Origin of the sequence: Pseudoalteromonas sp. B131b (assembly GCF_037162545.1) — a bacterium.
GTDB lineage: Bacteria > Pseudomonadota > Gammaproteobacteria > Enterobacterales > Alteromonadaceae > Pseudoalteromonas > Pseudoalteromonas fuliginea.
The window spans coordinates 1,163,026-1,187,058 of sequence record NZ_JARLUZ010000001.1 but is presented as its reverse complement, the minus strand read 5'-3'; the positions used below and the strand labels follow the sequence as shown (position 1 = coordinate 1,187,058).

Below are 24,033 nucleotides of genomic sequence, written 5' to 3'. Positions count from 1 at the left end.
GCTGCTACTTTTTGCTAAACCATTTGTTCATAGCCGCATCATAAGCCTCTGTTAACTTAGTTTTACCGCACAATTGCCCTGCGGTTAAATAACTATCTGGTAATTCATTTTTTGGCATAACGCCTGCGCCAATAAACACCTTTTTAAAACAGGTATCACCTTTACGATAGGTAGTAGATTGCATACTTTGCTGCTCTATTTGTAATAGTGGTTTCACCGTTGCAGAGTATACTTTTGGAACTGTGATCCTCTTTACCGTTGCGTATTCATCAGCTGTTGTACCAGTAGAGGTTGTACTAGCAGGTAAAGATCCTATTTGTTGCTGTAAAATGCTATTAAGGCCTTTTTGTAAGTCGATTTTTTTATATGGCGTTAATTCTGCAGAGTGGGCATTTATTTTGGTCGAGCTTGTTATAGTGGAGTTTACCGGTTCAGCCGTTTTTTCTGCTTTTTTACTAGAAGAGCTTACTGATTTTAATACTGTTTTACTTACCGGCTCACTTGGCTTTTTTTCTATGCGCACACTTTTATTAACACTCTGTTGAGGCGCTTGCTGTGTTGCTTTAATTTTGGCTGGCACACTTACCATATAGGCTTTAATTGGCGGTGATTGCGGCTGTTTTATTTCAGGTACCTTTAAAGTTGCTAAAAAAACAACAATAATCCATGTAAAAGTATTGATAAAATAATTGTCGAACGCCACTTTGCCATAAATATGTCCCTATGAAAGAACTAGTTATGACAGCTAACCGGTTTAAAAGTGCCATTAAATAAACAAATAAACCGCGCATTAGCGCGGTTTATAACCAACTTCAACTGAAAATAATAAACTATCTCAAGTCACTATTTTCAACGTTAACTACGTTGAGTTTGCTTGAAGCAGGCAGATATCAGATTAATTACAATTAACCTTGCGTATTAGGCACTATCTGAATTTCTACGCGGCGATTTTGAGCACGACCATTTGCACTATCGTTAGTCGCAATTGGACGTGTTTCGCCATAGCCTTTAGTGCTAATACGTGCCGCCATAATTTGTTGATTCACTAAATAATCTTTTACACTTTGTGCACGCTCGCGCGACAAGTTCATGTTGTAGCTATCTTTACCTGTGCTATCGGTATGGCCTTCAACACTAAGGTAAGTTTTTTCATACTTATTCATAACGTTAGCAATCGCGTTTAACGTGTCGTTAAAACCTGATGAAATATACGATTGATCCGTCGCAAAGGTAATATTTGATGGCATAACCAAACGTAAGTTGTCGCCCTCACGCACAACTTCAACGCCCGAACCCGCTAGTTCATCACGAAATGCTTCTTCTTGCTTATCCATGTAGTCGCCAACAGCAGCGCCCGCAAGTGCCCCTATTGCTGCACCAATAAAAAAGCGTTTATCTTTATGGTTACTCGTAGCTTTACCTAATACGCCACCTGCAGCAGCGCCAATTGCTGCGCCTTTACCTGCGTTATTCATTTCACAACCTGAAAGCAATACAGCTAATACGGTTACGCTTAAAAGTGATTTAGTTAAAGTCATGATGTTACCTATTCAATAAGAATTTAGCAGGAGTATGCAAATACACGTATGAACAAACTATGAAGAGAGTGTTAAAAGCAGCGCATCTTGCTTGATTGTTAAACAGACCTCAAACTAATGTGCCGTTTTAATAAAAATGTCATACTACGCTGTGACAATTTAATGAATTTTACAAAGGATATTGGCGCAATGTTAATTGCTATTTTTAGACAATTTTTTTTACTAGGGTGCATGAGTTTTGGTGGCCCCGCTGCGCATTTAGGCTATTTTAAGCGCCACTTTGTAGACTCGTTAAATTGGTTAACTAACACGCGTTACGCACAACTTATTAGTTTAAGCCAAGCATTACCAGGGCCTGGCTCTAGCCAAGTTAGTTTTGCGATTGGTGTTGAGCGGGCTGGGGTACTTGGTGGTATAGCTGCTTTTTTAGGCTTTACTCTGCCTTCGTTTTTAATAATGGTGCTGCTTGCGGTTAGTGCTCATCAGTTTGACGCTGTTTACTTTGCTATTATTGCAGGCTTAAAGTTATTTGCCGTTGTTATAGTCGCTGATGCAACACTTAGTATGGCTAAAAGCTTTTGTACAAGTGCTGCGCTTAAGTTACTTGCGGTAATGAGTACACTTGCTTTGGTGTTATTTCCAATGATGGGAACTCAAATAGCAATTTTAATCACCGCTGCCACAATAGGTGCTATATGGCCTTTATTAAAACTTGGCACAGTAGCAAAAGGTGCTAGCAGTACAAAAAGTAATATTAATTGGATTGCACTGGGGTTGTTTGCGCTCTTACTTGGTGTTAGCTTTATTCCACTAGGGTATGAGTTTGCTTTGTTTACCCCTTTTTACCAAGCGGGTGCAATGGTGTTTGGCGGCGGACACGTAGTACTGCCGGTACTTCAAGCTGGCGTACCAGCATTGAGTGATGATCAGTTTTTAAGTGCTTACGCGAGCGCGCAGGCAGTGCCTGGGCCTATGTTTACTATTGCTACTTACTTAGGCGCACAACTTACTACTGAGCAACCTTTAGTGGGCGCCCTTATAGCTACACTGCTTATATTTATGCCTGGTTTTTTACTTATACTGGCGTTTCAGAAGAGCTGGCTTAATTTGGCAAGTAAGCCACGTTTTGCAAGTTCAATAGCGGCGCTTAATGCAGCGGTAGTCGGTTTTTTAGCGGCTGCACTGTATTCGCCAATTTGGACATCGGCTGTGCATAACTTTTGGCAAGTTGCGTTAGTAATAATTACATTTGCATGGCTGCGATTTAAAAAGCCACCTATTTGGTGGCTCTTAGCTTTATTTATTGCTGTGGGTCTTTTACAACACTATTTGCCATCACTCTAAATGTTGGCTTATCTGTTTGTTGCTCGTTAGGTGGGCTTAATTGTCCACTTACACTTTGATACGCTCTAAGCCCAAACACGGGTAATACCGCAAGTAAATGATCCATTATTTCGGCTTGTAAATGCTCGTACGAAATCCAGCGTTTGTCTTCACTAAAGCAATAAAACTCAATAGGTAAACCATGGTTTAGTGGTTGTAGCTCTCGTACCATTAACGTAAGCGACGTATTAATTTTACTGTGCTGTTTTAAATAGCCTTCAGCATAGCGACGAAACAGCCCTAAATTAGAAACTTGCGCAGGTAGTGTCGTTACTCGGATATAGTCATGTAGCGGAATAGCCGCATCAATTTGCTTTCTAAACTCATCACTTACTAAACAAATACTGTGCATATCTATATTAAGTGAACGTTTAATACGCCTACCGCCCGACTCTTGCATCCCGCGCCAGTTTTTAAACGAGCCCGCCACCAACATATAAGTTGGAATAGTTGTGATGGTATTATCCCAGTTACGTACTTTTACTGTGTTTAAACCCAAATCAATCACTTCGCCATCGGCGCCGTAGTTTTCTACTTGGATCCAATCACCATACGTTACTAAACGATTTGCAGCTATTTGAATGCTCGCTACAAAGCCTAATATGGTGTCTTTAAATACTAATAATGTAACCGCAGCAATAGCACCAAAACCAGAGAGAATATAAGTGGGTGACTTCTCAAGAAAAATGCTCACAATTAAAATTGCACACACAATAAAGGTGATTAGCTTAACAACCTGAATTAAGCCCTGAATAGGGACTTCACGAGCAAATTCAAGTTGGTTATAAATAGCGCCAGCAATACTCACTATGCTGCTTATAATAAAGCCGACGTAGATAATTAATAAAGCCTGCCCCACCGTTTTTAATATTTCGGCGGCCAATTCGTTAACCGGATAAACACTGTCGAAGGTCGCTAAAAATAAAACACAACAAAGCAACCCTGCAATACGTTTGTTGAGCTTGGTTAACATTGGAGAAAGTGCACCAATCCGCTCGGGAGAAAGCTTAGTTACTATTTTTTGAATGCCTGGCAACATTAAACGACGCGTAAATAAATACAGTACTAATAGAGAACATACGCCAATCGCAGTAGCTGTAATTGAGCTCAGGAAATCTGCATCGGGCACTTTATCAAACCAAGGAGTAATTAACTCCTGTAGGTGGGTATTCGTCATAGTGTTTCAATTTCCTTACTGATTTGTGGTTCAGGTAAATTTTGCTGAGCATAAATATCGGCAAGCTGCTGATCTTTAGCAACCCATAGCTCATTCACATAATGCTGAAAATTAACTTTAAATACGTCATCGCTTTGATAGCTGCCCTGCATATTGTCATTAATGGGCGTTACGTTTATTGAAACATAAATAGAATCTAACTCACCTTTTAACAAGTTACGGCAAACATGATCTGTTTTGCCGCTATATACTAAACTTGTATTAAGCATGGCATCAAATTGATCGGCTAATACTTCAAGCGCAAAAGCAATGCCGCCCGCTTTAGGTTTTAATAAATGCTTAAAAGGACTTTGTTGCAGATTATGTTTGGCTGGTGTATAGCGTGTACCTTCAACAAAATTAATGATGGTAGTAGGATGATGACGGAAATTACGACAGCTATGTTTAGTTCGCTCTACATCAAGCCCTTTGAGTTTAGGGTTTTTAGCAAGCTGCGCTTTGCTTACCCGTTTCATAAACGGCATACCCATAGCCCACGCACCAGTGCCAATAAAAGGAACGTATTTTAATTCATCTTTTAAAAAGAACTTAGGGGCAGGCAAAGCATGTAATGAGCTAAGTACGGTTATATCTAACCAACTCGCGTGATTACAAATAAGTAAATACCAACTTTTTGAGTTTAAGTCGCCACTTATATCAACCACAATATTAGGGCAACCTAACCAAAGCCCTAAACGATTGCCGTTACACCAACCACGATAAGCGCTGTGCAATATAGAATTAACAATAGGTAGAGGAAGCAATAACTTAATAAGACCCAGCATTAATACCAGCGACCCAAAAAGTATGACATTAGAAAACAACACGCAGCCTACAATTAAGCCGTTAAGCCAATTTGGTAACCACTTTTTTAGCATAACTGTAAGCTCATATTTTTTACCTTTTCTTTATGGTTTTTCGAGCGATTGCAATGTTTGCTCTTTATTTTCCCATAAACGATTTAACTCACTTTGAAAGCGAATTCTAAATTCAGAATCACCGGTGTAGTCACCAATAAGCTCTTCGCTTACCGGCCTTACTTCCACGTGTACGTTGATATTTTTTACCTTACCACCAGCAAAATCCATAAAAGTAGGGATGCCATCGGGGTAATGAATTGTGACGTTAACCACTTTAGTAATTTGCTCGCCCATTGCTTGCATTACAAAAGCAATACCGCCCGCTTTTGGTTTTAATAAATGTGGGAACGGGCTATTTTGGCGCGCATGCTTTTGCGTAGTAAAACGAGTGCCTTCAACAAAGTTAACCACACTTACTGGCATCTCTTTGAATTTTTCGCAGGCTTTACGCGTAGTTTCTAAATCTTTACCACGCAGCTTTGGATTCTTTTTTAATTGGCTTTTACTCGTGCGCGTCATAAACGGAAAATCAAGCGCCCACCAACACAAACCTAGAATAGGCACGTAAATAAGCTCCTTTTTTAAAAAGAAGTTTAAAAATGGAATTTTACGGTTAAACACGCGCTGCAATACTAAAATATCGACCCAGCTTTGGTGATTTGCAATTACTAGGTACCAATCCTTTAGCTTAAGGTCTTCAAGGCCAGTTACATTAAGTTTTGTTGGCGTAAATAACATTTGATTTAAGCTATTAAAAGTGACCCAAATAGTTGCACATTGTTTAGCAACCCAGCTCATTAATTTTTGCAGTGGCTTAATAGGGATAAGCTTTATAAGCCCACAAATAAAAATAGGCACAAACCAAAAGAGTGTGTTTATTGCGTACAAAATAATACTAAGTACACCGCGAATAACTGACATTACTTCTACTTCCTTTAAACATGGCGCAGCAACTAATACTACGCTTTCAGTTGCTTACAAATTAATCTTCAAAATAGGTATAACCTTCAAGGCCTGCATTAAGCTCAGCTAAATAACCTTGTTTACACTGCATCGATACATCAAGTTTATTAACTTGGTACGCAAAGTTGTCAGCTAAAATAGCGCTATCATAGTCAACAAACTTTAATACATCCTTAACGCTATCACCTTTTATGGCATTGGTTAACACATAACCTTCGTCGTTAAGCTCTACATGCACCGAATCGGTATCACCAAATAGGTTATGTAAATCACCTAAAATCTCTTGATATGCACCCACCATAAACATCGCAATATGGTATTGCTCGCCATGTTTATATTCTGGAATGGGTAAGCTAGTTTCGATACCAGCACCTTCAACGTATTCGCGGATTTGCCCGTCAGAGTCACAGGTAATATCTTGAATAATCGCACGTTGCGTCAATGGCTGAGTTAAATTTTCGATTGGCATAACCGGAAACAACTGCTGAATACCCCATACATCTGGCAATGACTGAAATAATGAAAAGTTAACAAAGAGTTTATCGGCCAGCTTTTCGTTTAAATCGTCGAGCACTTCACGGTGCGCGCGCGCGTTATTACTAAGCGATGCACGTACACGATGTAAAATAGTAAAATAAAGCTGCTCTATTTTTGCCCACTCTAGCATGCTTACTAAGCCATGCACGTACTGATCGTGCGCTTCGCTAAATAAGTGCATGGCGTCGTGATAAATCTCTAATGCCATACGCGGGTTTAAACGCTGTAAACACTGCCACATTTCATCAAGCACTAATGCGCTATTTTCAAGCGGTGGCTCTGGATTTAAATGATTTGGCGCTTTTTCTACGTCTATTACATCAGTAATTAATACCGCATGGTGAGCCGTTAAAGCACGTCCCGATTCGGTGATAATAGCCGGATGCGTAAGGTTATGTTGGTCGCACACGTCTGCAAATGCATTCACTACATTACGTGCGTACTCTTCTACTGTGTAGTTCATTGAACATGCACTGCGTGAGCCAGAGCCCTCGTAATCAACGCCTAAGCCGCCACCCACATCAACGGTATTTAACGGTACGTTTAATTGCGTAAGCTCAGCAAAGTGGCGTGCGCATTCACGCAAAGCACGGTGAATATCACGAATATTGGCAATTTGAGAACCAATATGAAAATGCACCATTTGCATTAAGTGCAGTTTATTATGCTTTTTAAGCACTTCAACAGCACTTAGTACTTGGCCTGCCGTTAAACCAAACTTGCCTTTTTCGCCACCGGTGTTTTGCCACTTGCCTTTGCCTACTGAGTTTAGGCGAATACGAATACCAATAGCAGGTTCAATGCCTAGGTTGTCTATTTCTTCAAGTAGTGTGGTCAGTTCTGAAAGCTTTTCTACCACAATTTTTACGCTGTGGCCCATTGCTTGACCAATACACGCTAAACGTAAAAACTCACTGTCTTTATAGCCGTTACACACAATAGTAATTGGCTCTTTTGCTACGCCCAAAATAGCCATAAGTTCTGGCTTTGAGCCTGCTTCTAGGCCAACAAGTCCGCTTGGGTGCGCTAATAGTTTACTTACTACAGAACGCTGCTGATTTACTTTAATTGGATAAACACAGGTGTATTTACCGTTATATTCACGATTTGCTCGCGCTTGCGTAAACGCGTTAGTAAGTGTGTCTACACGATTTTGTAAAATATCGGTAAAGCGTACTAAAACCGGCAACGTTAACCCTTGTTGCTTAAACTGCTCTGTTAATTGCGTTAAAGAAATGGCCGGTTTTGTTTGGTCGCCATCTGGGTAAGCTACCAGTTCGCCTTGTGCGTTAATATCAAAATAACCATCACTCCAATGAGCAACGTTATAAGTGGCGCGTGCTGTTTCTAAACCCCAGGTCATGGCAACTCTTCTTTAGTCAATTAGGTATAAAGCCGCATTTTAATACGTCACTATCCACTAGGCTAACAAAAATTGAACTTTCACTCACTCCTAACTAACTTTATTCGTTAAATCAGTTAAAATGTCGTTGAGCAAAACGCCAAGCACTGGCAAAATTGCCCCTTTTTCATACTCAACCTAAAAAGTGTAATAGCAACTATGGCAAATTTAGATCAAAGTAAGTGGTTTACTGAAATTAGCGACCGCGATGGCAGCGCATTTTCATTACGTATTAATAAAAAGTTAGATGAAAAACAGTCTCCTTTTCAAAAGGTAGAAATGTTTGAAACCACAGACTTTGGTAATTTAATGATCATCGACGGGTGTACTATGGTCACAACCCGCGAAAACTTCTTTTATCATGAGATGATCAGCCACCCTGCACTTTTAGCGCATCCAAACCCTAAAAACGTGGTTATTATTGGCGGCGGCGACTGCGGTACTTTACGCGAAGTATTAAAACACCCAGGCGTAGAAACTGTAACGCAAATAGATATCGACGAAGTAGTGACGCAAATGTCGTTAAAATACTTCCCAGAGCTTTGTGAATCTAACAACGACGCCCGTGCAACGGTTATGTTTGACGACGGTATTAAATACATGCGCGAAGCCGCTGGCGAATCTATCGACGTGGTTATTGTTGATGGCACCGATCCGGTGGGTCCAGGTGAGGGCTTATTTAACCATGCGTTTTACACAAGCTGTTTAGATGCATTGCGCCCAGGTGGTATTTTAGTACAACAAAGTGAATCGCCACTTATGCACATGCCATTGTTAGTTGAAATGCGCGAAGCAATGCTAAGCGTAGGCTTTAACGATTTACAAACACTGCCATTCCCACAACCAATTTACCCAAGTGGTTTATGGTCGGTAACACTTGCACGTAAATCACAAGCATTTAACGGTTTCAGAGAAGACGGCGCAGTACAAATAGCTGAGCAAAGTGAATACTACAACAGCGGTATTCACCATGGTGCACTCGCTACACCTAACTACATGAAACGCGCATTCGATAAAAAATAGTCCCATTCACTTAGATATAAATTGCATTAAAAAGGGGCCCTAATAGGCCCCTGATTGTTTTAATAGCTCACTGTTTAAACTTTAAAACGATGCACTAAACGATTTAACTCATCGGTTAATTGTTCCATTTTTTTAGATACATCTTCAGTTGTTCGTGCAAGTGCAACACCTTCAACAGTTTGATCATTTAGTGATGATAAATTTTGACTTATTTCGTCGGCGACCGTAGTTTGCTCTTCTGTAGCCTGCGCTGTTTGCATTGCCATATCGTTCACTTTAGTTGACGAGCTTTGCATTGCATTAAGTACATCATTAGTTTGAGTAAATGACCCCACAGCATCATCAGCAAACTGCTTTCCTTCATCAATTGCTTTTATAGATTGCTCAACACTTGTCGCAAAGTGCTCAATCATTTGTTGAATATCGTTAGTGCTTACCTGTGTACGTGTTGCAAGCGTTCTGACTTCATCAGCAACAACAGCAAACCCTCGGCCATATTCGCCAGCACGTGCTGCTTCAATTGCCGCGTTTAATGCTAATAGGTTGGTTTGCTCCGCAATAGCACGAATAACCTCTAATACTTTGGCTATGTTATCTGAACTTTGTTGTAGTTCAGTTGAGCGCGCCATCGCCTGATCCATATTTTGTGAAAGAGAGACAATACGAGCGCTCGAATTAGCAACGGCAGTTAAACCTTGTTGCGCCAAATTTAAAGAGTTATCAGCCTCACTCGACGATTGTTGAGCAACTCCTGCAACTTCTCTACTTGCCACACTCATTTCATGTACAGCACTGACTATAGATTCAGAAGCCTGACCTAAAGCTTGGTTTACACTGTTATTTTGATTCGCAACCTTACTTAGATCTGCACCTAACGTATTTAGTTCTTTTGATTGCTCTAAAATATCGCGAACAAGCTGCTGTAAATTGTCTAAAAAGCTATTAAAACCGGTAGCAAGATCTGCAAACTCATCTTGAGATGTTACTTGTATACGCCCCGTTAAATCACCATCCCCCGATGCAATATCATTAATACGTTCTGTAACAAAATTAATTTGTTGCGTTAACTGTTTAGGTATTATGTAGCTAAACCAAACGGCTATTAATAAGATAATTATAACGAAAACTAACATCATCAACTTGGTCGACTCTATTTTTTCGGATAATTTATTAATTTCTTGTTCGGAAGTTTTTTCAGCTAACTCTCCAGCGTGGTTAAGCCTTGCTCTTAAATCAGCAAATGTCTGTTCCGATTCAAACTGTTTTGCCTCACTCTTATCAGCCATATAATCGTTAGAAGCATTAAACCAAGCGTTAAAAGTAGCATCAAAACTTCTAAATTCATTTTTGATTTCAGGAAAATCAGTGAGAAGTTCCAGATATTGCTTTAATTTTTGTATTACTTGCGCTGCATTTTCTTTGTAGTCTGCCTTATATTTTTCAATATCATTAGTATGCGAAACAAAGTTTAACTCTGCGAGCTTAGCTTGATATAAGTCACGATCCGCATTTAATGCGAGTGAAGTTGCCTTAATAAATTTTTCAGATTGCACATCCAATGCATTTTTTTGTAGATTAATTAAATGGGTGTAGCCAATAATTAACGACAATACTGCAATTCCTAAAATCACTATAGGAAAAGAAACTTTAACGCGAATACTATGCAAATTCATTTATCACTCCTGACGGGATTACACACTATAACTAAGTTTTAAAAAGGCAACACATGCATTAAATTTATAATTTCCATTGCATGTTAAGCATTACTTGCTGTTGTGAAATAGACTGTTTAAAACCAATTGCAGCTCTATTTTCAACTACACTTTTAAGAGTAGCTCCTTCAACACCTATTTGTAACTTTTCACTCAACTGATAACGCCATGTTGCAGTTATACCTTCACCATGACTGCCATTAGGGTCAAATACAGTGGTATCGTTATCTGTAACTTTAAAATAATCATAACGCAACGATACTCTGTGCTTACCTTCTTTATGACTCATCATTAAATAATGACTATAGTATGTATTGTCTATTAACGCATTATATCCCATTTCAGTTTTACCACTTAACACTTGCGCAATGAGGCGTGTTTTTTTATTTAACTTATAGAGCCATGCGGCGCTGGTAAACCGAGTATCCCACGCATATTGTCCTGAGCTAATATTAAGCTTGGTCGGATCGCCATTGTTATCATAATAATAAATTCGAAATTGTGATTGTTTTAAGTAATCCCAGTGCATACCCACATAATAACCAAAGCGACCATCCACCTCTTCAAACGGTAATACTTGGTTAGCTTGCCAACGTAATTGGGATTCATTTAATGCTGCTATAGGTGCAAACCTGACGCCTTCGTTAAATGTTGTTTGCCTGTCATGTAATGCAAAACCACGCCATGCGAGCAATGTACCTGCGGGATCATTTCCTTTAAATGTAGCTCCTATAACGCTAAAGCCATGTGCACTATTAAAACGCTTTGCAGGTCGCTTTATAGTAACCTCAACTCCGACAGTACGTAGTTCTTCACCAATCCAACTATTAATTGCTGAATTTGTATAATTATATGGCGACGTCCAGCCAATATCTGGGTTTTCTAAAGACATTAATGGATAAAAGCCACCTACACGTACATGCCATTTATAGTTACTGTTAGATAACGGTTGGTACTTTATGTAAGCTTGCGTTAAACCTAAAGCCACATCAGGGTCTTGATTTATATTCAGTACACCATGAGCCGACCAACTAGATGCTAAATCAACATTAAAATCTAAAATACCTTGTGATAAAATAAGCTCATCGCTTTTAGCATCGTGCCGATACAATCCAATACCGCCCTCTTGAAAACTAAGCGTATCATCACCTTGCACTGCTCTAACTTGTATTAAGCCTTTTACCTGTGCACTTAACGCACCACTAAAAAATACAATACAACACAGCAGTGTCAGCTTTAGTAAGTTATTAGTAATCATCGAATTCGTCCGTGGCAAAATCAATTTGTTCGGTTATAGTTTGCTTTATTTTATAAGTAAGTGGGGCTGAATTTACAGTTACACTCTCTGATTCAACATTACTAATATCACCAAATCCTGAATGCCATACATTGAGAGTGTATTCTCCTAAAGGTGCTGCTAAATCAACCTTTCCTGTTATATCGGTAATAGCAAAAATAGTGCTATCAACCACAACGATATAACCCAACATCCAATCATGAATATTACACCCAAGCTCTACAACACCGGTTTGCTCAAACACCAAGGGCGCTTTAGGTTGTTCTTTATATAGCTTTAATTCGAATGTTTTAGCCTTAGAAAACGAATACACATGATGCATAATAGAATCTGCATTTGGAAACTCCACTTTAGCGTTTTGCGGTACAACTAAAATGCGTGGTGTAAACTCTCTGTTTTTTTGACTCATTGCATAAGGCGCATCCGGTGCAATGATTACTTCTGAAGTGTTTTTTGCAGTTAGCCACACGACGGCATTCGCCATTGGTTCATCTTTTGTATTTTTAATTGTTATTTGAATTGCCGCTGCTTGCCAACTTAAAACCATTGATATTATAAAAATTAAATACTTAATCATTCGCTTACCATTCTTATTTTCAACTTATTTATATTATAGACCGGTTAGATTACTTATTTCTTTCTATTTTTTATAACATTGAATACGTATGTAGAAGTTCGTATTCCTTAATAACTGCCTTTATGCTGGTTAATTCATACTGGCATACCAAGGATCTCATAATGAGAACATCAACACTTTTACTTTTAGCTTTTTCGAGCAGTTGTTTTGCTCAAACAGCGACGTTGCAATCTCCTAATGGCAATATAAAAATAACTATATCAGACGAACTAAATACTCCAACATATTCTATTGATTTTAAAAACAGACCAGTAATAACTAGCTCCGCTCTAGGGTTTGAATTTAAACAACAAGCACCTTTTAGCGAAGGCTTTAAAATAGCAAAAACCCAAAAACAAACCGTTAATACTCAATGGCAGCTGCCTTGGGGTGAGCGCCAAACAGTGACTGATAAGCATAATGAAGTTGCCGTAACATTTAATAAATCACAGCCTCAAGGTGGTACTTTCACCGTAAAATTTAGAGCCTTTAATAATGGTATTGGCTTTAGGTACGAAGTGCCTGAACAAATAGGTTTCGAAAAAACAGAAATAACCAAAGAGCTTACCGAGTTTGCAATAGCCGACAGTAACAATGCAACAGCATGGTGGATACCTGCTCGCGGTTGGAATCGTTATGAGTATGTTTATAACACCACCCCGCTTAATGACGCAGCTTTAGTGCACACTCCATTTACCTTTAAAAATAAAGATGGCATACATTTAAGTATTCACGAAGCTGCACTTGTTGATTACGCCGCCATGGTGCTTAATCAACGTCGCCCTGGTACATTTCAGGCAGATTTAACACCTTGGTCAGACGGTATTGCAGTTAAAAAACAAGGCGCATTCAATACCCCGTGGCGTACAATCCAAATGGGCGAACATGCTGTTGATTTAGTTAATTCGGATATTATTTTAAATTTAAACGAGCCAAATAAGCTCGACGATGTATCGTGGATTAAACCTGGTAAATACGTCGGTATTTGGTGGGGAATGCACATAGAAACACAAACGTGGGGGAGCGGCGAAAAACACGGAGCAACCACAAAAACAACTAAATACTATATGGATTTTGCAGCGCAGTATGGTTTTGATGGCGTATTAGTTGAAGGCTGGAATATTGGCTGGGATGGTGATTGGTATTTTAATGGCGATGTATTTAATTTTACAAAACCTTATGACGATTTTGATATTGCAACACTTGCACAATATGGCAAAGAGAAAGGCGTTCAGCTCATTGGTCATCACGAAACGTCAGGTAATGTGAGCAACTATCGTGATCAAATGGAAGACGCCTTTGCTCTTTACGAAAAATCAAACGTAAGCCAGGTAAAAACAGGTTACGTAGCTGATGGCGGGAATATTAAACGCATAGATGAAAACGGCATAGCTCGTCATGAATGGCACGATGGCCAGTTTATGGTTAACGAGTATCTTTACAACATAAAACTTGCCGCAAAGCATAAAATTAGTATAAATACCCACGAGCCGATTAAAGATACGGGTCTGCGCCGCACCTACCCCAACTGGATTGCGCGTGAAGGCGCACGTGGACAAGAGTTTAACGCATGGGGCTCCCCGCCTAACCCACCTGAACACATACCAATGCTTGCCTTTACCCGCATGCTTGCAGGCCCAATGGACTTTACACCTGGTATTTTTGGTATGAGCTTTAATGGCTTAGGTGATGACACAAATCGCCCACAAACTACACTTGCCAAACAGCTGGCGCTTTATGTTGTTTTGTATAGCCCAATTCAAATGGCGGCCGACTTACCTAAAAATTACTTAGCGAAGCCCGACGCATTTCAATTTATCCAAGATGTTCCCACCGATTGGCAGCAAAGTATTGCCCTAGATGGCGAAGTAGGCGACTTTATTGTATTTGCCCGCAAAGAGCGTAAAAGTGGTAAATACTCAGGAAACGATTGGTACTTGGGTGCCGTTACCGATGAAAAAGCCCGTACGATTAAAGTAAAACTCGATTTTTTAGATCAAGGCAAAAAATTTGAAGCACAAATTTATAAAGACGGTGAAAATGCCGAGTGGAAAAATAACCCATACAATTTAGCTATCGAGAAACGTATTGTAACTGCAAACGATAAGCTTACTTTAAAACTAGCAACAAGTGGTGGTACAGCAATTCGCTTTAAAGCACTTTAAATAACACAAAAAATATACCAAGTAACCTGGGCTATTGGCTTTTCAAGATTTTCAACCCAGGTGCTATTTAATCGCGGTGCGAAACTTGTAACTTAAATAGCAGCGTGCACTTACTTGGTATTTATGAGGGATAACCATATACATTAGGCGCAGCGTTGCCTACAAACCAAACACACATTTTTTAAATAACCCTTTGTCAGCCTCACCTATTCTTTTTTAGATATGCCATTTGCTGTAATGCTCTGTAATAGATTTCTTTAGCTGCATCATCTACCTTTATCAATAATTCCACATAAAAAATTAGTATTGGATAACAATAATCCTAAGTTGCAGCTAAAACGAAGAAGAACATAAAAAGTGGTTACTCATACAGCTTAGGCATTTAATACCTATTTCTTGCAATCTCGATTGCCAATCTCACAGCATTCCGAATGCAATATTGAAAACAAATAACAACGGTAGTTTTATTCTTTTTTTCGTAAAAATCACGCAGCTGAAATTAATAAAAATACAATATTTTCTCAAAACCAATTTATATCTCAATAGCTTAAAAGGAACACTTACAATGGCTAAAAAAGAAAATCCAACAAAACCATCAGCTAACAACATACCTTGTTGGTCAGATAACGAAAGTGTTGAACAAGCCTGTAGACGTTTAACTGAGATGTTTGTTGGCCTCGGCCAAGTACCACGTATTGATAAAGGTCAACAACCTGCGCAACGTGCCGTTTTTAGAAAGCAACATGGCATCGCATACGGTAAGTTTAAAATTAATCCAGACATAGACCCGCAATTCAAAATTGGTATTTTTTCTAAAAGTGAATATGAATGCGCCATACGTTTTTCGAGTGATACCACTCCTCCTCACCCGATTTACACAGCACACTTGGTTTAGCAATGAAGTTGTTTGCGGTCAATGGAGATAAATTAATTGGTGAAAGCAATACCGCTGATTTTATTTTTCAAAATATGGATCGTTTTTTCACTAAAAATGCGCAACAGATGTGCCAATTTACAACAGCAGGAGTGATTGATAAAGATTATGATGCTTACCTAAATGACCCTAAAAATAGTGACGTTGCTAACATCCTAAACGACATGCAAAAAGTTGAATCGAGCTGCTTAAGCGCCAAATATTGGGCTATTTTGCCATTCAAGCTAGGTGATCAACAAATTGTTAAATATCGCTTAGTTCCTGAAGAGAGTGAAGTCGGCGCGCCATGCGTTGATAACAATTACCTTGCTTTAGATTTACAGCGACGATTACGAGAAGGGAGTGCTAAATTTCGATTTGAGGTACAACTACGTACAAATCCAGAAACAATGCCACTCGATGACGCTCAAGCAGTATGGAGCACTCAACAAAGTCCTTATGTGTGTATTGCTCGTCTACATCTAGCACAACAAAATATTACAGCAATTGGCCAAGCCGAACTTGGTAGTAACTTGGCATTTAATATTTGGCGCACTTTAGCCGCCCATGAACCACTTGGCAGTATCGCACTTGCACGAAAGTCAGCCTATGCAGCCAGTGCAAAAGCACGTCATACAGCTAACGGACAACAGCTACAAGAGCCTACTAAATTAACTAACTTCAATCCAGAACAAGCACAAGAAGCGGATTCTGAATGTATTGTTTATGCCGGAATTTACCCTCCTATTGGCGTAATGCGCGTTGGCAACAGCAAGGACGATTATTTTATTGGTCCGCAGCAACCTCAACCAGTTCCCAATAGTGACGAATATGCGTATCGCGATAAAAGCGGTGCACTTAAACGCCAAGCTGCAGAGTTTAGAATTTATGGTTTTAACGCTGCAGGTAAGGCTATAAAAGAGCTTACACTAGATAATGCAGATATCACATGGCACGCCCAACTCGCCAATCAAAAATCATCTTGGTACGAGTTTCAAATTGCTTTAGATATTCCTGAAGCCGCAGACGCTCCACCTTCGCTACTGCGTAATAATAATGTAGCAGACCGAGATAAACTTCATATTAATGGTGGTCAGCGCAAGCTAAGTGGTAAAAACGTAAATAGCAAAAACGAACATAACTTTATTGGTAAGTTTATGGACGAAGATGTCTACTTAGGCGAGATGCGCAGCGATAACCACGGTCGATTAATAATGTTAGGAGGACATGGTGTTGCCCGTAATTTAAAAGGCGATATTGCGGTAACTTTCGCCAACAACGAAGGTTGGTATGACGATATATCCGATGGCCCAATTACTGCCGAGGTTGTTTATAATGGTGTTGCATTAAGAGTTGAACCAGCTTGGGTCATTTGTGCGCCGCCTGATTATGCGCCTATGCAAAAATCAGTTCGTACTATGTGGGATTTAATGCGCGATGTTGCTGTTAATAGTAGCATGCTAGCACGACCACAACGCCCATCATTCACAGAGGATATTCAACCTCTATTTTCTAGGATGACCAATTTACAGTGGGTTAATAGCGGCTTTGCTGGTGCATTCGGCTGGGGTGGTCAATTTGATTATACGACCCCAGAATGGTTGGCAAAACTTAGTGACCCATCACCTGCATATCAAGAGCTCCGCCGGACTTTATCTAATAACTTTCGTCGAACTGATGTATCAGGTGCACAAGCACCTCAACTATGGCCTTGGTTATATGGTGACGCTATTAGCATCCCTCCAACAGGCTCAGTACGCCAGCATGCGACTTTGTCTAATTTACAATTGTCGTTTTTAGACCAGTGGGTAAAAGGTGATTTCATTAATGATTACAAACCACAATCACGCTGCCCTGTGCCAACTCAGCCACCAACTATTGATGACTACCCTGTTGCCGAACAGCCTGAACAGCTAACGCGTGGTGCAATGGAGTTTTGCCTTGCTGATGCATTTCATCCAGGCTGTGAGATGACTTGGCCAATGCGAACGGCCGGAATGTATATGTCTCCATTTCGACTAAAACATGCATTACCTGATACACAAAGTGATCATTGTTATTATGGGCCTATTATGAATCATGATATTTATACTTTAGCAAAAGGCCCTTTGTTTGGTGGCCAAGTAGCAGGAGGGATCACACGTTGGATGGCTATTCCATGGCAAACTGACACGGCCAGTTGTCGCGATGGTTATAGCTCTGAGTATGACCCATTTTTACCCACATTTTGGCCAGCTCGTGTTCCCAATCAAATAATGAATCAACGACGCTATCAACAGGTTCTTGATACATCATTATCTGATAGTACCCGCCAGCAAGCGTTTGCATATAGAACAGATTGGCTTGATGACTTGCCCCTACATGGTAACCCTGCAACCTATACCAACCAAATAAATAGTATGGTTGAGCACTTTGCAGAACTTGCTATTGTACAAACACATACTGGTGCTATTAACGACGAACAATTCCCCAACACTATGCAGGTAGGCATGCTACCTCATAATAAAGCAGGCGAAGGTTTAGTTAACTTAGCCAGTAAAGCAATACAACATAGTAACGTTACTCTCTCTGTAGATTTGACTCATAATCGAAGCAAAGTAGATTTAGGCGTGACCGAAAAAGCCAACCGTTTTCATCGCATCAAAGGACGTTGAAATCGCTATGCCAATGATTAAAAATGAGGACGCAAAAAACAGTGTTGTGATCATTGGTGCTGGCGTGGCTGGATGTATTGCCGCGCTTGCTTTGTGCGATTCTTATAAGGTGACGCTTATCGATAAATCAGCATCTCCTGAAGAACGTATTGGAGAGTGCTTAGCACCCGCAGCAAGACGAATTTTAAAACAACTCAACTTACTAACTGAATTTGAAAGCCGATTAGAAACGGATATTGCACTTCCTCATCATTTGCCTAATGCCGGAATGCAAATAAGCTGGGGTCAAGAAGCCCTGCACATTGCAGATAACCTCAATAACCCTGATGGTTTCGGCTGGCGACTAGACCGAAAAAGGTTTGAGTTGTTTTTACGTGAAAAAGCCCAACAGCGAGGCGTAGAATGCATTTGGCCCGCTAAATTAATTAACAGTCAATACAAAGAAAACTCTTGGCATATTACACTTATAAATTCAGACTTAAATGAAGATCAGGAAGTAACCATAGTGTGTCCATTCGTTATTGATGCAACTGGTCGCCAAGCACATTTTGCCAAAAAGTATACCGATCGCCAGCAAAGTGATCGCCTCATATCATGTTGGGCAACTTTAGATGACAATAGCGAAAATAAACTGGGCAATATTCACTCAACTAATAATGGTTGGTGGTACAGTGCTCCACTTCCAAACCAGCGGCGTGTTTTAGCCTTCCAAACTGATTCAGACCTAATGCCTAAGGGGCTGCATCGCGATCCAGCATACTTTATTAAGTATGCTCAACAACACTCATCACTCGCAAAATTACTAAATGACAATCAAAAAACGCTAAATTTACAGGGCATTGTAAGTGCTAACTCAACACGTTTGAACAACTTTTCAGGTCAACAATGGGCCGCATTAGGTGATGCAGCTATAAGCTTTGATCCCTTGTCATCACAAGGAATTTTTAACGCAATGGCAAATGCGATGCAACTCGTATTACTGCTTAAAAAATCAAATATACTAAAAATTATCGACAATGATATACAACAGCACTTTAATAAAACTTACCAACAGCAAATAGAGCAAATATGGCGTCATTATTTACACCATCAACATTTCTTTTATAACCAAGAACAGCGCTGGTCTAAAATGCCTTTTTGGCAACGCAGACATCAATATAAAGCATAACCATGATTATTTTTACGCTAGAGTGTTGATCTTTCATGACTAAAGCTACTTTAGCTAGGGGTGATTTAGTTATCGCAGGAAGTTTGCAACCTAGTGGGCTAAGTAAAAACCGAAAAATAGTAAACCGTCTCTAGGGCAAACCCAAAGGGCTGCGCATGTTTGGCATTTATGGGGAGTAAAAATATATATTAGCTATCCAATGCTAATAATTTTTCTAACTACTCGAATAATTACAAATCAAGTAGCTATAAAAAGTAAGGTCACTATTTAATCTTCGTAATACCAAATAGCTTAATTAAGTAAGCTATTTTGAGGTAAGAAAACAGTGTCGATAATAAGGCAAAAATTCGTTATTTAGTTGTTCTATATAAGAAATATTTAACACAGTTAGCGTCAAGTTTAAGCTCTCAAATTGCTCAAAGATTATTACGAATTGGTATTAATGATTAATGATGTAACAGCTCAAAAGCATGCTAAGAAGCGATACAAACACTCTATTTTGCTCCATTATAAAAAACACTACGAAAAAGCTGTATACAATACCCTAAAAAAAACGATTAATGCCTGACCATACATAGCACATGTATTTTGAAATATGTGGAGGTAATCATATGGCTTATACCTTGTAAGTCCATTTGGTATTAAACACTTAGTTTACAGTTAGTAACTACACAGCTATTCGCTTTAAACAGCTTGGTTAGTTACTTTTATAGGCAAGTATATTTGCGCACTTAGCCCGCCTTCGGGACGATTTTCAAGCATCACTTTTCCATCGTGCATATCTACTATACGCTTGATAATTGCCAGCCCTAAACCACTGCCTTCGCTCCCTCGGGCAGCATCACCTTGCTTAAATGGTTCGAACACAGACTCTAACTCACTTTCAGGAATGCCGGGGCCATTATCGTTTACTGCAATAACGACATATTTTTTATTTGGACTAAAATAACTAAGTACTTCTATATCATCTTGTGAATAACGCAGCGCATTACCAATCATATTTGTTATTACACGCTTAATAGCCACAGAGCTTAGCGGTATATTGCCAATACTTGGGTTCTCTTTAAACGTAATTACACGTTGATGCTTTAGCTCCGAATGAATAACTTCAGCCACCAGTGCATTTATATTTTCACAGGTTAGTTCTTCACGCTTATGATGGCGTAAGTACTCGATAAATTGGTCGATAATACCGTTCATGTCTTCAATATCGTAAATAATACCTTCGCGTAAGTACTCATCAGCTTCAGCCATCATTTCAGTCGCTAAACGAATGCGTGTAAGCGGCGTGCGTAAATCATGTGACACACCAGCCATTAATAAACGGCGGTCATTCTCAAGTGCAGCAATACCCCGCGACATCTGATTAAACGCGCGCGTTACTTCTATCACTTCTGTTGAACCTTCCTCTGCTAACTTAGTAGTAAAATCACCTTTACCAACTTTTATTGCAGCTTGCTGTAACGCTTTAAGCGGCCTATTGAGGTGCCTTGCAAACAACCACCCACCTAACACACTTAAAAATCCGATGCTTGATAAATAAAAAGTTAAAAACTCTAAATTATTCTCTTGGAAACCAGTTAACGGTACTTTAACCCAGTAACCTGGAGCTTGGGGGCTTCGACCCAATATATGAGTGGACCAGTTTGGCTAATGCGCACACGCGAGAAGCCATTTAACTGTTTCGTCATACTGCGCGATAATCCTGAATACTCACGAGTTTGCCCTAACCCATTACGCATTGCCTCACGTTGAGTCATTACTTCAATTCCTGTGATTTCAAAAAACTTTTCTGAAACCTCGTCGTTTATCTCAATGCCGTCTTCCCAATCTATAAATACGGTTTTTATTTGCTTTGCGAGCATTAAATTTACTTGCTCAATTGTAGGCTTTACAACATATAAGCTTACTGTAACGTAAGACACTATTTGGTTTATTAGTAATAATGCGGCTACCAAAAAAACCGTTTGTCCAAACGCACTACGCGGAAAAAATCCCATATAAATTACTTTTCACCATCAGGAACAAATACATACCCCAAACCCCATACGGTTTGAATATAACGCGGATTGGCAGCATCAATTTCAATCATGCGTCGAAGTCGCGACACTTGCACATCAATACTTCGCTCAAGCGCACTGTAATCACGCCCACGCGCTAAGTTCATTAGCTTATCGCGGCTAAGTGGCTCTCGTGGATGCGAAACAAGCGCTTTAAGCACTGCAAACTCACCACTGGTAAGCGATATTGTTTTGTCCCCTTCACTCATTTCGCGCGTTGCTAAATTAAGGGTGAATTTACCAAATGCGATCAAGTTTTCTTCAGCAGCAGGGGCGCCTGGCACTTCTTTTGCGCGGCGGCGTAAAATAGCTTTAATACGCGCAAGTAATTCCCGTGGATTAAATGGTTTTGGGATGTAATCGTCAGCACCGAGCTCTAAACCTATAATTCGATCTACTTCATCGCCTTTAGCGGTGAGCATAACAATAGGGATTTCGTTTTCTTTTTGGCGTAACCTACGACAAATTGACAATCCATCTTCACCTGGAAGCATTAAATCGAGAACCATTAGATGAAAATTTTCACGCTCAAGGAGTCTGTCCATTTGCTCCGAATTTCCTGCGGTTCTCACAATAAAACCTTGCTCAACTAAGTAACGTTCAAGCAAACTGCGCAAGCGCATATCGTCATCAACAACCAATACTTTTGTGGTCTCGTGTCCCATAATCTCTTTCTTATTTTTATATCCAATTATTAGTTAATATAAATGAAAAACTGAATAATCAAAAACTAATTACTTGCTTAGATTGTTACTGAACATTTCAAAGCTTACTTGCTCGTACTTTATTACATTTTACGCTCGACAAGTTTTGGCAAATTTAATAACGTGCACACCATTAGAGTTAATAAAGAATTCACCATGAAAACAAATTTAGTTACCCGCGAAGGTTACTTACAATTACAACAAGAACACGACCAACTATGGAACGTTAAACGCCCAGAAGTAACAAAAATAGTCAGCTGGGCGGCCAGTCTCGGAGATCGCTCTGAGAACGCTGACTATCAATATAACAAGCGTTTGCTACGCCAAATTGACCGTCGCGTACGCTATTTACGCAAACGCATACCTGATTTAAAAATCATCGACTACTCTCCCGTTCAAGATGGAAAAGTGTTTTTTGGTGCATGGGTCGAAATTGAAAACGAAGAAGGTGAAACTAAAAAATTCAGAATTGTCGGACCTGATGAAATTTACGACCGAAAAGATTACATATCAATAGACTCACCTATGGCGCGTGCATTGATTAAAAAGCAAGTAGATGACGACTTTGAAGTACCTACTCCTCAGGGTAAAAAGCAATGGTATGTAAACAGTATTGATTACCAAAAAAAGAAATAAAAAGTTTTGATTCAGATCATGTTAACTTTTGATTGTGTAAATTAGGTCAATAAGCTATAAATGAATTATTCAAGTTGATTTGTTTAATTTGAAAGCAGTTAATTAAGGTCGTGGGTATGTCAAACATAGTACAGCGCATATTAAATAATGCCGTATTGTTTGCACTTTTAATGAGTGTAAGTTTGACGCTGCATGCCAATAACACTGAAGTAAACCTTGATAACGCTAAACTATCTAATCACTTTATTGCTTGTGATATTCCTGACCAGGCAAACCTCGATTTTGACGTAGACTCTCACGTTAATACTATTACCTTTAGGTCGCCTCAACCACTTCCTAATGTCGTAGATTCTTTTTATAAGAGCACCAATCTAAACAGACCTTTTAGCACTGCGTACCAACGCGGACCACCTAGCTATTTAATTTAATTCATTATTTTACAACTTAATTAAATTTTATAACGACTAAGGTGACTACTATGTCTAACTTTAAAGAATTACGTACTCAAAGCATTTCTCACGGCGTTATTGCAAGCACATTTGCAGATGACCAACCATTAATTGATTTATCATCTCCAGCGCTAAAAATGGTAAATAACTTTACCCAAAAAACGCCTATTCGTGCAGAGTATACAACAACGATTACAGATGCACTTAAACAAGTTAGTGCACAACAATCTGATTTTGTTTTAGTAACCGACGAGAACCAAAAGTTGATTGGTCTTGTTTCTAGCGCCGATTTACAAAGCTCTAAAATTACGATTATTGCAGAGCGTTTAAATTCCCCACGAAGTGAAGTAAGCTTGCGCGATATTATGACGCCAATTAGCCGACTTACAGGTGTAAGCATGCAAAGTTTAAGCTATGCATGTATTGGTGATGCGCTGCAAACAATGGAGCATCAAGGTGTAATGTTTTTATTAGTAACAACGGCAAGTAGCGAAATTTGTGGTTTAATTTCAGCTCGCCAAATAGCTAAAACATTACATATTCCACTGCATATTAGCCCTATAGCTCACTCTTTCAGTGAAGTATTAGAAAACATTGAGCACCCTCACTAGGGCGCTCTTTTAGTTGAATTGATTTACTCCCTTCCCAACCATCTTAAAGCAAGTGAAATAGCTTGCTTTAAGAGCTTTTTATTACTACCTCCTGTGATATTATTCAAGCAATTAACGGCGCCAGTA

Annotated in this window: 19 protein-coding genes and 1 pseudogene; 9 read left to right on the top strand and 11 right to left on the bottom strand. The window is 39.5% G+C overall.

Annotated elements, in window-relative coordinates:
- Positions 1-4 precede the first annotated feature (4 nt).
- Complete coding sequence (locus P4S65_RS05525; RefSeq protein WP_337119728.1) at positions 5-703, bottom strand: hypothetical protein; 699 nt, start codon at positions 701-703, stop codon at positions 5-7.
- Positions 704-905: 202 nt separating this feature from the next.
- A complete protein-coding gene (locus P4S65_RS05520) occupies positions 906-1,538 on the bottom strand; it encodes an OmpA family protein (protein WP_096792282.1) in 633 nt (210 codons plus the stop codon).
- 189 nt (positions 1,539-1,727) lie between these two features.
- Here P4S65_RS05520 and chrA point away from each other — a divergent pair, with 189 nt between their 5' ends.
- The gene (gene chrA / locus P4S65_RS05515) at positions 1,728-2,882 is read left to right on the top strand and encodes a chromate efflux transporter (protein ID WP_096792281.1); all 1,155 of its coding nucleotides are present in this window, start codon (positions 1,728-1,730) and stop codon (positions 2,880-2,882) included.
- Here the strand turns inward: chrA and P4S65_RS05510 are convergent.
- The 4 genes from P4S65_RS05510 to speA all read right to left on the bottom strand — a co-directional run bounded on the left by P4S65_RS05510 (position 2,839) and on the right by speA (position 7,860).
- Positions 2,839-4,098, bottom strand: coding sequence for a mechanosensitive ion channel family protein (locus P4S65_RS05510; RefSeq protein WP_007376437.1), 1,260 nt, complete (start codon positions 4,096-4,098; stop codon positions 2,839-2,841). The genes chrA and P4S65_RS05510 overlap by 44 nt on opposite strands.
- Positions 4,095-5,015 carry an acetyltransferase gene (locus tag P4S65_RS05505; RefSeq protein WP_337119727.1) on the bottom strand — a complete coding sequence of 307 codons (921 nt, stop codon included), beginning with the start codon at positions 5,013-5,015 and terminating at the stop codon, positions 4,095-4,097. Before P4S65_RS05505 ends, P4S65_RS05510 begins: the two co-directional genes overlap by 4 nt.
- A gap of 30 nt (positions 5,016-5,045) precedes the next feature.
- Positions 5,046-5,918, bottom strand: coding sequence for an acyltransferase (locus tag P4S65_RS05500; RefSeq protein ID WP_337119726.1), 873 nt, complete (start codon positions 5,916-5,918; stop codon positions 5,046-5,048).
- A 61-nt stretch (positions 5,919-5,979) separates the two neighbouring features.
- Positions 5,980-7,860: a biosynthetic arginine decarboxylase gene (speA, locus tag P4S65_RS05495; RefSeq protein ID WP_337119725.1), complete on the bottom strand. Its 1,881-nt coding sequence runs from the start codon at positions 7,858-7,860 to the stop codon at positions 5,980-5,982.
- Positions 7,861-8,058: 198 nt separating this feature from the next.
- Between speA and speE the strand changes: the two genes are divergently transcribed.
- Complete coding sequence (gene speE, locus P4S65_RS05490; RefSeq protein ID WP_337119724.1) at positions 8,059-8,922, top strand: polyamine aminopropyltransferase; 864 nt, start codon at positions 8,059-8,061, stop codon at positions 8,920-8,922.
- 74 nt (positions 8,923-8,996) lie between these two features.
- Here the strand turns inward: speE and P4S65_RS05485 are convergent, their stop codons facing one another.
- The 3 genes from P4S65_RS05485 to P4S65_RS05475 all read right to left on the bottom strand — a co-directional run bounded on the left by P4S65_RS05485 (position 8,997) and on the right by P4S65_RS05475 (position 12,508).
- Positions 8,997-10,595, bottom strand: a complete 1,599-nt coding sequence (locus P4S65_RS05485; RefSeq protein ID WP_337119723.1) for a methyl-accepting chemotaxis protein — start codon at positions 10,593-10,595, stop codon at positions 8,997-8,999.
- A gap of 64 nt (positions 10,596-10,659) precedes the next feature.
- A complete protein-coding gene (locus tag P4S65_RS05480) occupies positions 10,660-11,892 on the bottom strand; it encodes a hypothetical protein (RefSeq protein WP_337119722.1) in 1,233 nt (410 codons plus the stop codon).
- Positions 11,882-12,508, bottom strand: coding sequence for a methylamine utilization protein (locus P4S65_RS05475; protein WP_008138744.1), 627 nt, complete (start codon positions 12,506-12,508; stop codon positions 11,882-11,884). The genes P4S65_RS05480 and P4S65_RS05475 overlap by 11 nt, the downstream gene beginning before the upstream one ends.
- A 161-nt stretch (positions 12,509-12,669) precedes the next feature.
- Here P4S65_RS05475 and P4S65_RS05470 point away from each other — a divergent pair, with 161 nt between their 5' ends.
- The 4 genes from P4S65_RS05470 to P4S65_RS05455 all read left to right on the top strand — a co-directional run bounded on the left by P4S65_RS05470 (position 12,670) and on the right by P4S65_RS05455 (position 19,447).
- Positions 12,670-14,712 (top strand): glycoside hydrolase family 97 protein, encoded by a 2,043-nt coding sequence (locus P4S65_RS05470; protein ID WP_337119721.1) that lies wholly within the window; start codon positions 12,670-12,672, stop codon positions 14,710-14,712.
- A 565-nt stretch (positions 14,713-15,277) separates the two neighbouring features.
- A complete protein-coding gene (locus P4S65_RS05465; protein ID WP_337119720.1) occupies positions 15,278-15,607 on the top strand; it encodes a hypothetical protein in 330 nt (109 codons plus the stop codon).
- A 2-nt stretch (positions 15,608-15,609) separates the two neighbouring features.
- Positions 15,610-18,279 carry a LodA/GoxA family CTQ-dependent oxidase gene (locus P4S65_RS05460; RefSeq protein WP_337119719.1) on the top strand — a complete coding sequence of 890 codons (2,670 nt, stop codon included), beginning with the start codon at positions 15,610-15,612 and terminating at the stop codon, positions 18,277-18,279.
- Between the two features lie 7 nt (positions 18,280-18,286).
- Positions 18,287-19,447 carry a tryptophan 7-halogenase gene (locus tag P4S65_RS05455; RefSeq protein ID WP_337119718.1) on the top strand — a complete coding sequence of 387 codons (1,161 nt, stop codon included), beginning with the start codon at positions 18,287-18,289 and terminating at the stop codon, positions 19,445-19,447.
- 684 nt (positions 19,448-20,131) lie between these two features.
- Here P4S65_RS05455 and envZ read toward each other — a convergent pair.
- Both envZ and ompR read right to left on the bottom strand, forming a co-directional pair.
- Positions 20,132-21,447, bottom strand: a pseudogene (gene envZ / locus P4S65_RS05450) (two-component system sensor histidine kinase EnvZ).
- Positions 21,448-21,452: 5 nt separating this feature from the next.
- Positions 21,453-22,172: an osmolarity response regulator transcription factor OmpR gene (gene ompR / locus P4S65_RS05445; RefSeq protein WP_007376425.1), complete on the bottom strand. Its 720-nt coding sequence runs from the start codon at positions 22,170-22,172 to the stop codon at positions 21,453-21,455.
- A gap of 195 nt (positions 22,173-22,367) precedes the next feature.
- Between ompR and greB the strand changes: the two genes are divergently transcribed.
- The 3 genes from greB (at position 22,368) to P4S65_RS05430 (ending at position 23,907) form a co-directional block, all read left to right on the top strand.
- Positions 22,368-22,847, top strand: a complete 480-nt coding sequence (gene greB / locus P4S65_RS05440) for a transcription elongation factor GreB (RefSeq protein ID WP_007584978.1) — start codon at positions 22,368-22,370, stop codon at positions 22,845-22,847.
- A 116-nt stretch (positions 22,848-22,963) separates the two neighbouring features.
- The gene (locus tag P4S65_RS05435; protein ID WP_007376423.1) at positions 22,964-23,275 is read left to right on the top strand and encodes a hypothetical protein; all 312 of its coding nucleotides are present in this window, start codon (positions 22,964-22,966) and stop codon (positions 23,273-23,275) included.
- A 50-nt stretch (positions 23,276-23,325) separates the two neighbouring features.
- On the top strand, positions 23,326-23,907 hold the full coding sequence (locus P4S65_RS05430; RefSeq protein WP_337119717.1) for a CBS domain-containing protein: 582 nt from the start codon (positions 23,326-23,328) through the stop codon (positions 23,905-23,907).
- Positions 23,908-24,033 lie beyond the last annotated feature (126 nt).

Bases quoted from the DNA above. Each gene is read 5' to 3' on its own strand.
- P4S65_RS05520 (WP_096792282.1), bottom strand. From the start codon at position 1,538: ATGACTTTAACTAAATCACTTTTAAGCGTAACCGTATTAGCTGTATTG.
- chrA (WP_096792281.1), top strand. From the start codon at position 1,728: ATGTTAATTGCTATTTTTAGACAATTTTTTTTACTAGGGTGCATGAGT.
- P4S65_RS05510 (WP_007376437.1), bottom strand. From the start codon at position 4,098: ATGACGAATACCCACCTACAGGAGTTAATTACTCCTTGGTTTGATAAA.
- P4S65_RS05505 (WP_337119727.1), bottom strand. From the start codon at position 5,015: ATGCTAAAAAAGTGGTTACCAAATTGGCTTAACGGCTTAATTGTAGGC.
- P4S65_RS05500 (WP_337119726.1), bottom strand. From the start codon at position 5,918: ATGTCAGTTATTCGCGGTGTACTTAGTATTATTTTGTACGCAATAAAC.
- speA (WP_337119725.1), bottom strand. From the start codon at position 7,860: ATGACCTGGGGTTTAGAAACAGCACGCGCCACTTATAACGTTGCTCAT.
- speE (WP_337119724.1), top strand. From the start codon at position 8,059: ATGGCAAATTTAGATCAAAGTAAGTGGTTTACTGAAATTAGCGACCGC.
- P4S65_RS05485 (WP_337119723.1), bottom strand. From the start codon at position 10,595: ATGAATTTGCATAGTATTCGCGTTAAAGTTTCTTTTCCTATAGTGATT.
- P4S65_RS05480 (WP_337119722.1), bottom strand. From the start codon at position 11,892: ATGATTACTAATAACTTACTAAAGCTGACACTGCTGTGTTGTATTGTA.
- P4S65_RS05475 (WP_008138744.1), bottom strand. From the start codon at position 12,508: ATGATTAAGTATTTAATTTTTATAATATCAATGGTTTTAAGTTGGCAA.
- P4S65_RS05470 (WP_337119721.1), top strand. From the start codon at position 12,670: ATGAGAACATCAACACTTTTACTTTTAGCTTTTTCGAGCAGTTGTTTT.
- P4S65_RS05465 (WP_337119720.1), top strand. From the start codon at position 15,278: ATGGCTAAAAAAGAAAATCCAACAAAACCATCAGCTAACAACATACCT.
- P4S65_RS05460 (WP_337119719.1), top strand. From the start codon at position 15,610: ATGAAGTTGTTTGCGGTCAATGGAGATAAATTAATTGGTGAAAGCAAT.
- P4S65_RS05455 (WP_337119718.1), top strand. From the start codon at position 18,287: ATGCCAATGATTAAAAATGAGGACGCAAAAAACAGTGTTGTGATCATT.
- ompR (WP_007376425.1), bottom strand. From the start codon at position 22,172: ATGGGACACGAGACCACAAAAGTATTGGTTGTTGATGACGATATGCGC.
- greB (WP_007584978.1), top strand. From the start codon at position 22,368: ATGAAAACAAATTTAGTTACCCGCGAAGGTTACTTACAATTACAACAA.
- P4S65_RS05435 (WP_007376423.1), top strand. From the start codon at position 22,964: ATGTCAAACATAGTACAGCGCATATTAAATAATGCCGTATTGTTTGCA.
- P4S65_RS05430 (WP_337119717.1), top strand. From the start codon at position 23,326: ATGTCTAACTTTAAAGAATTACGTACTCAAAGCATTTCTCACGGCGTT.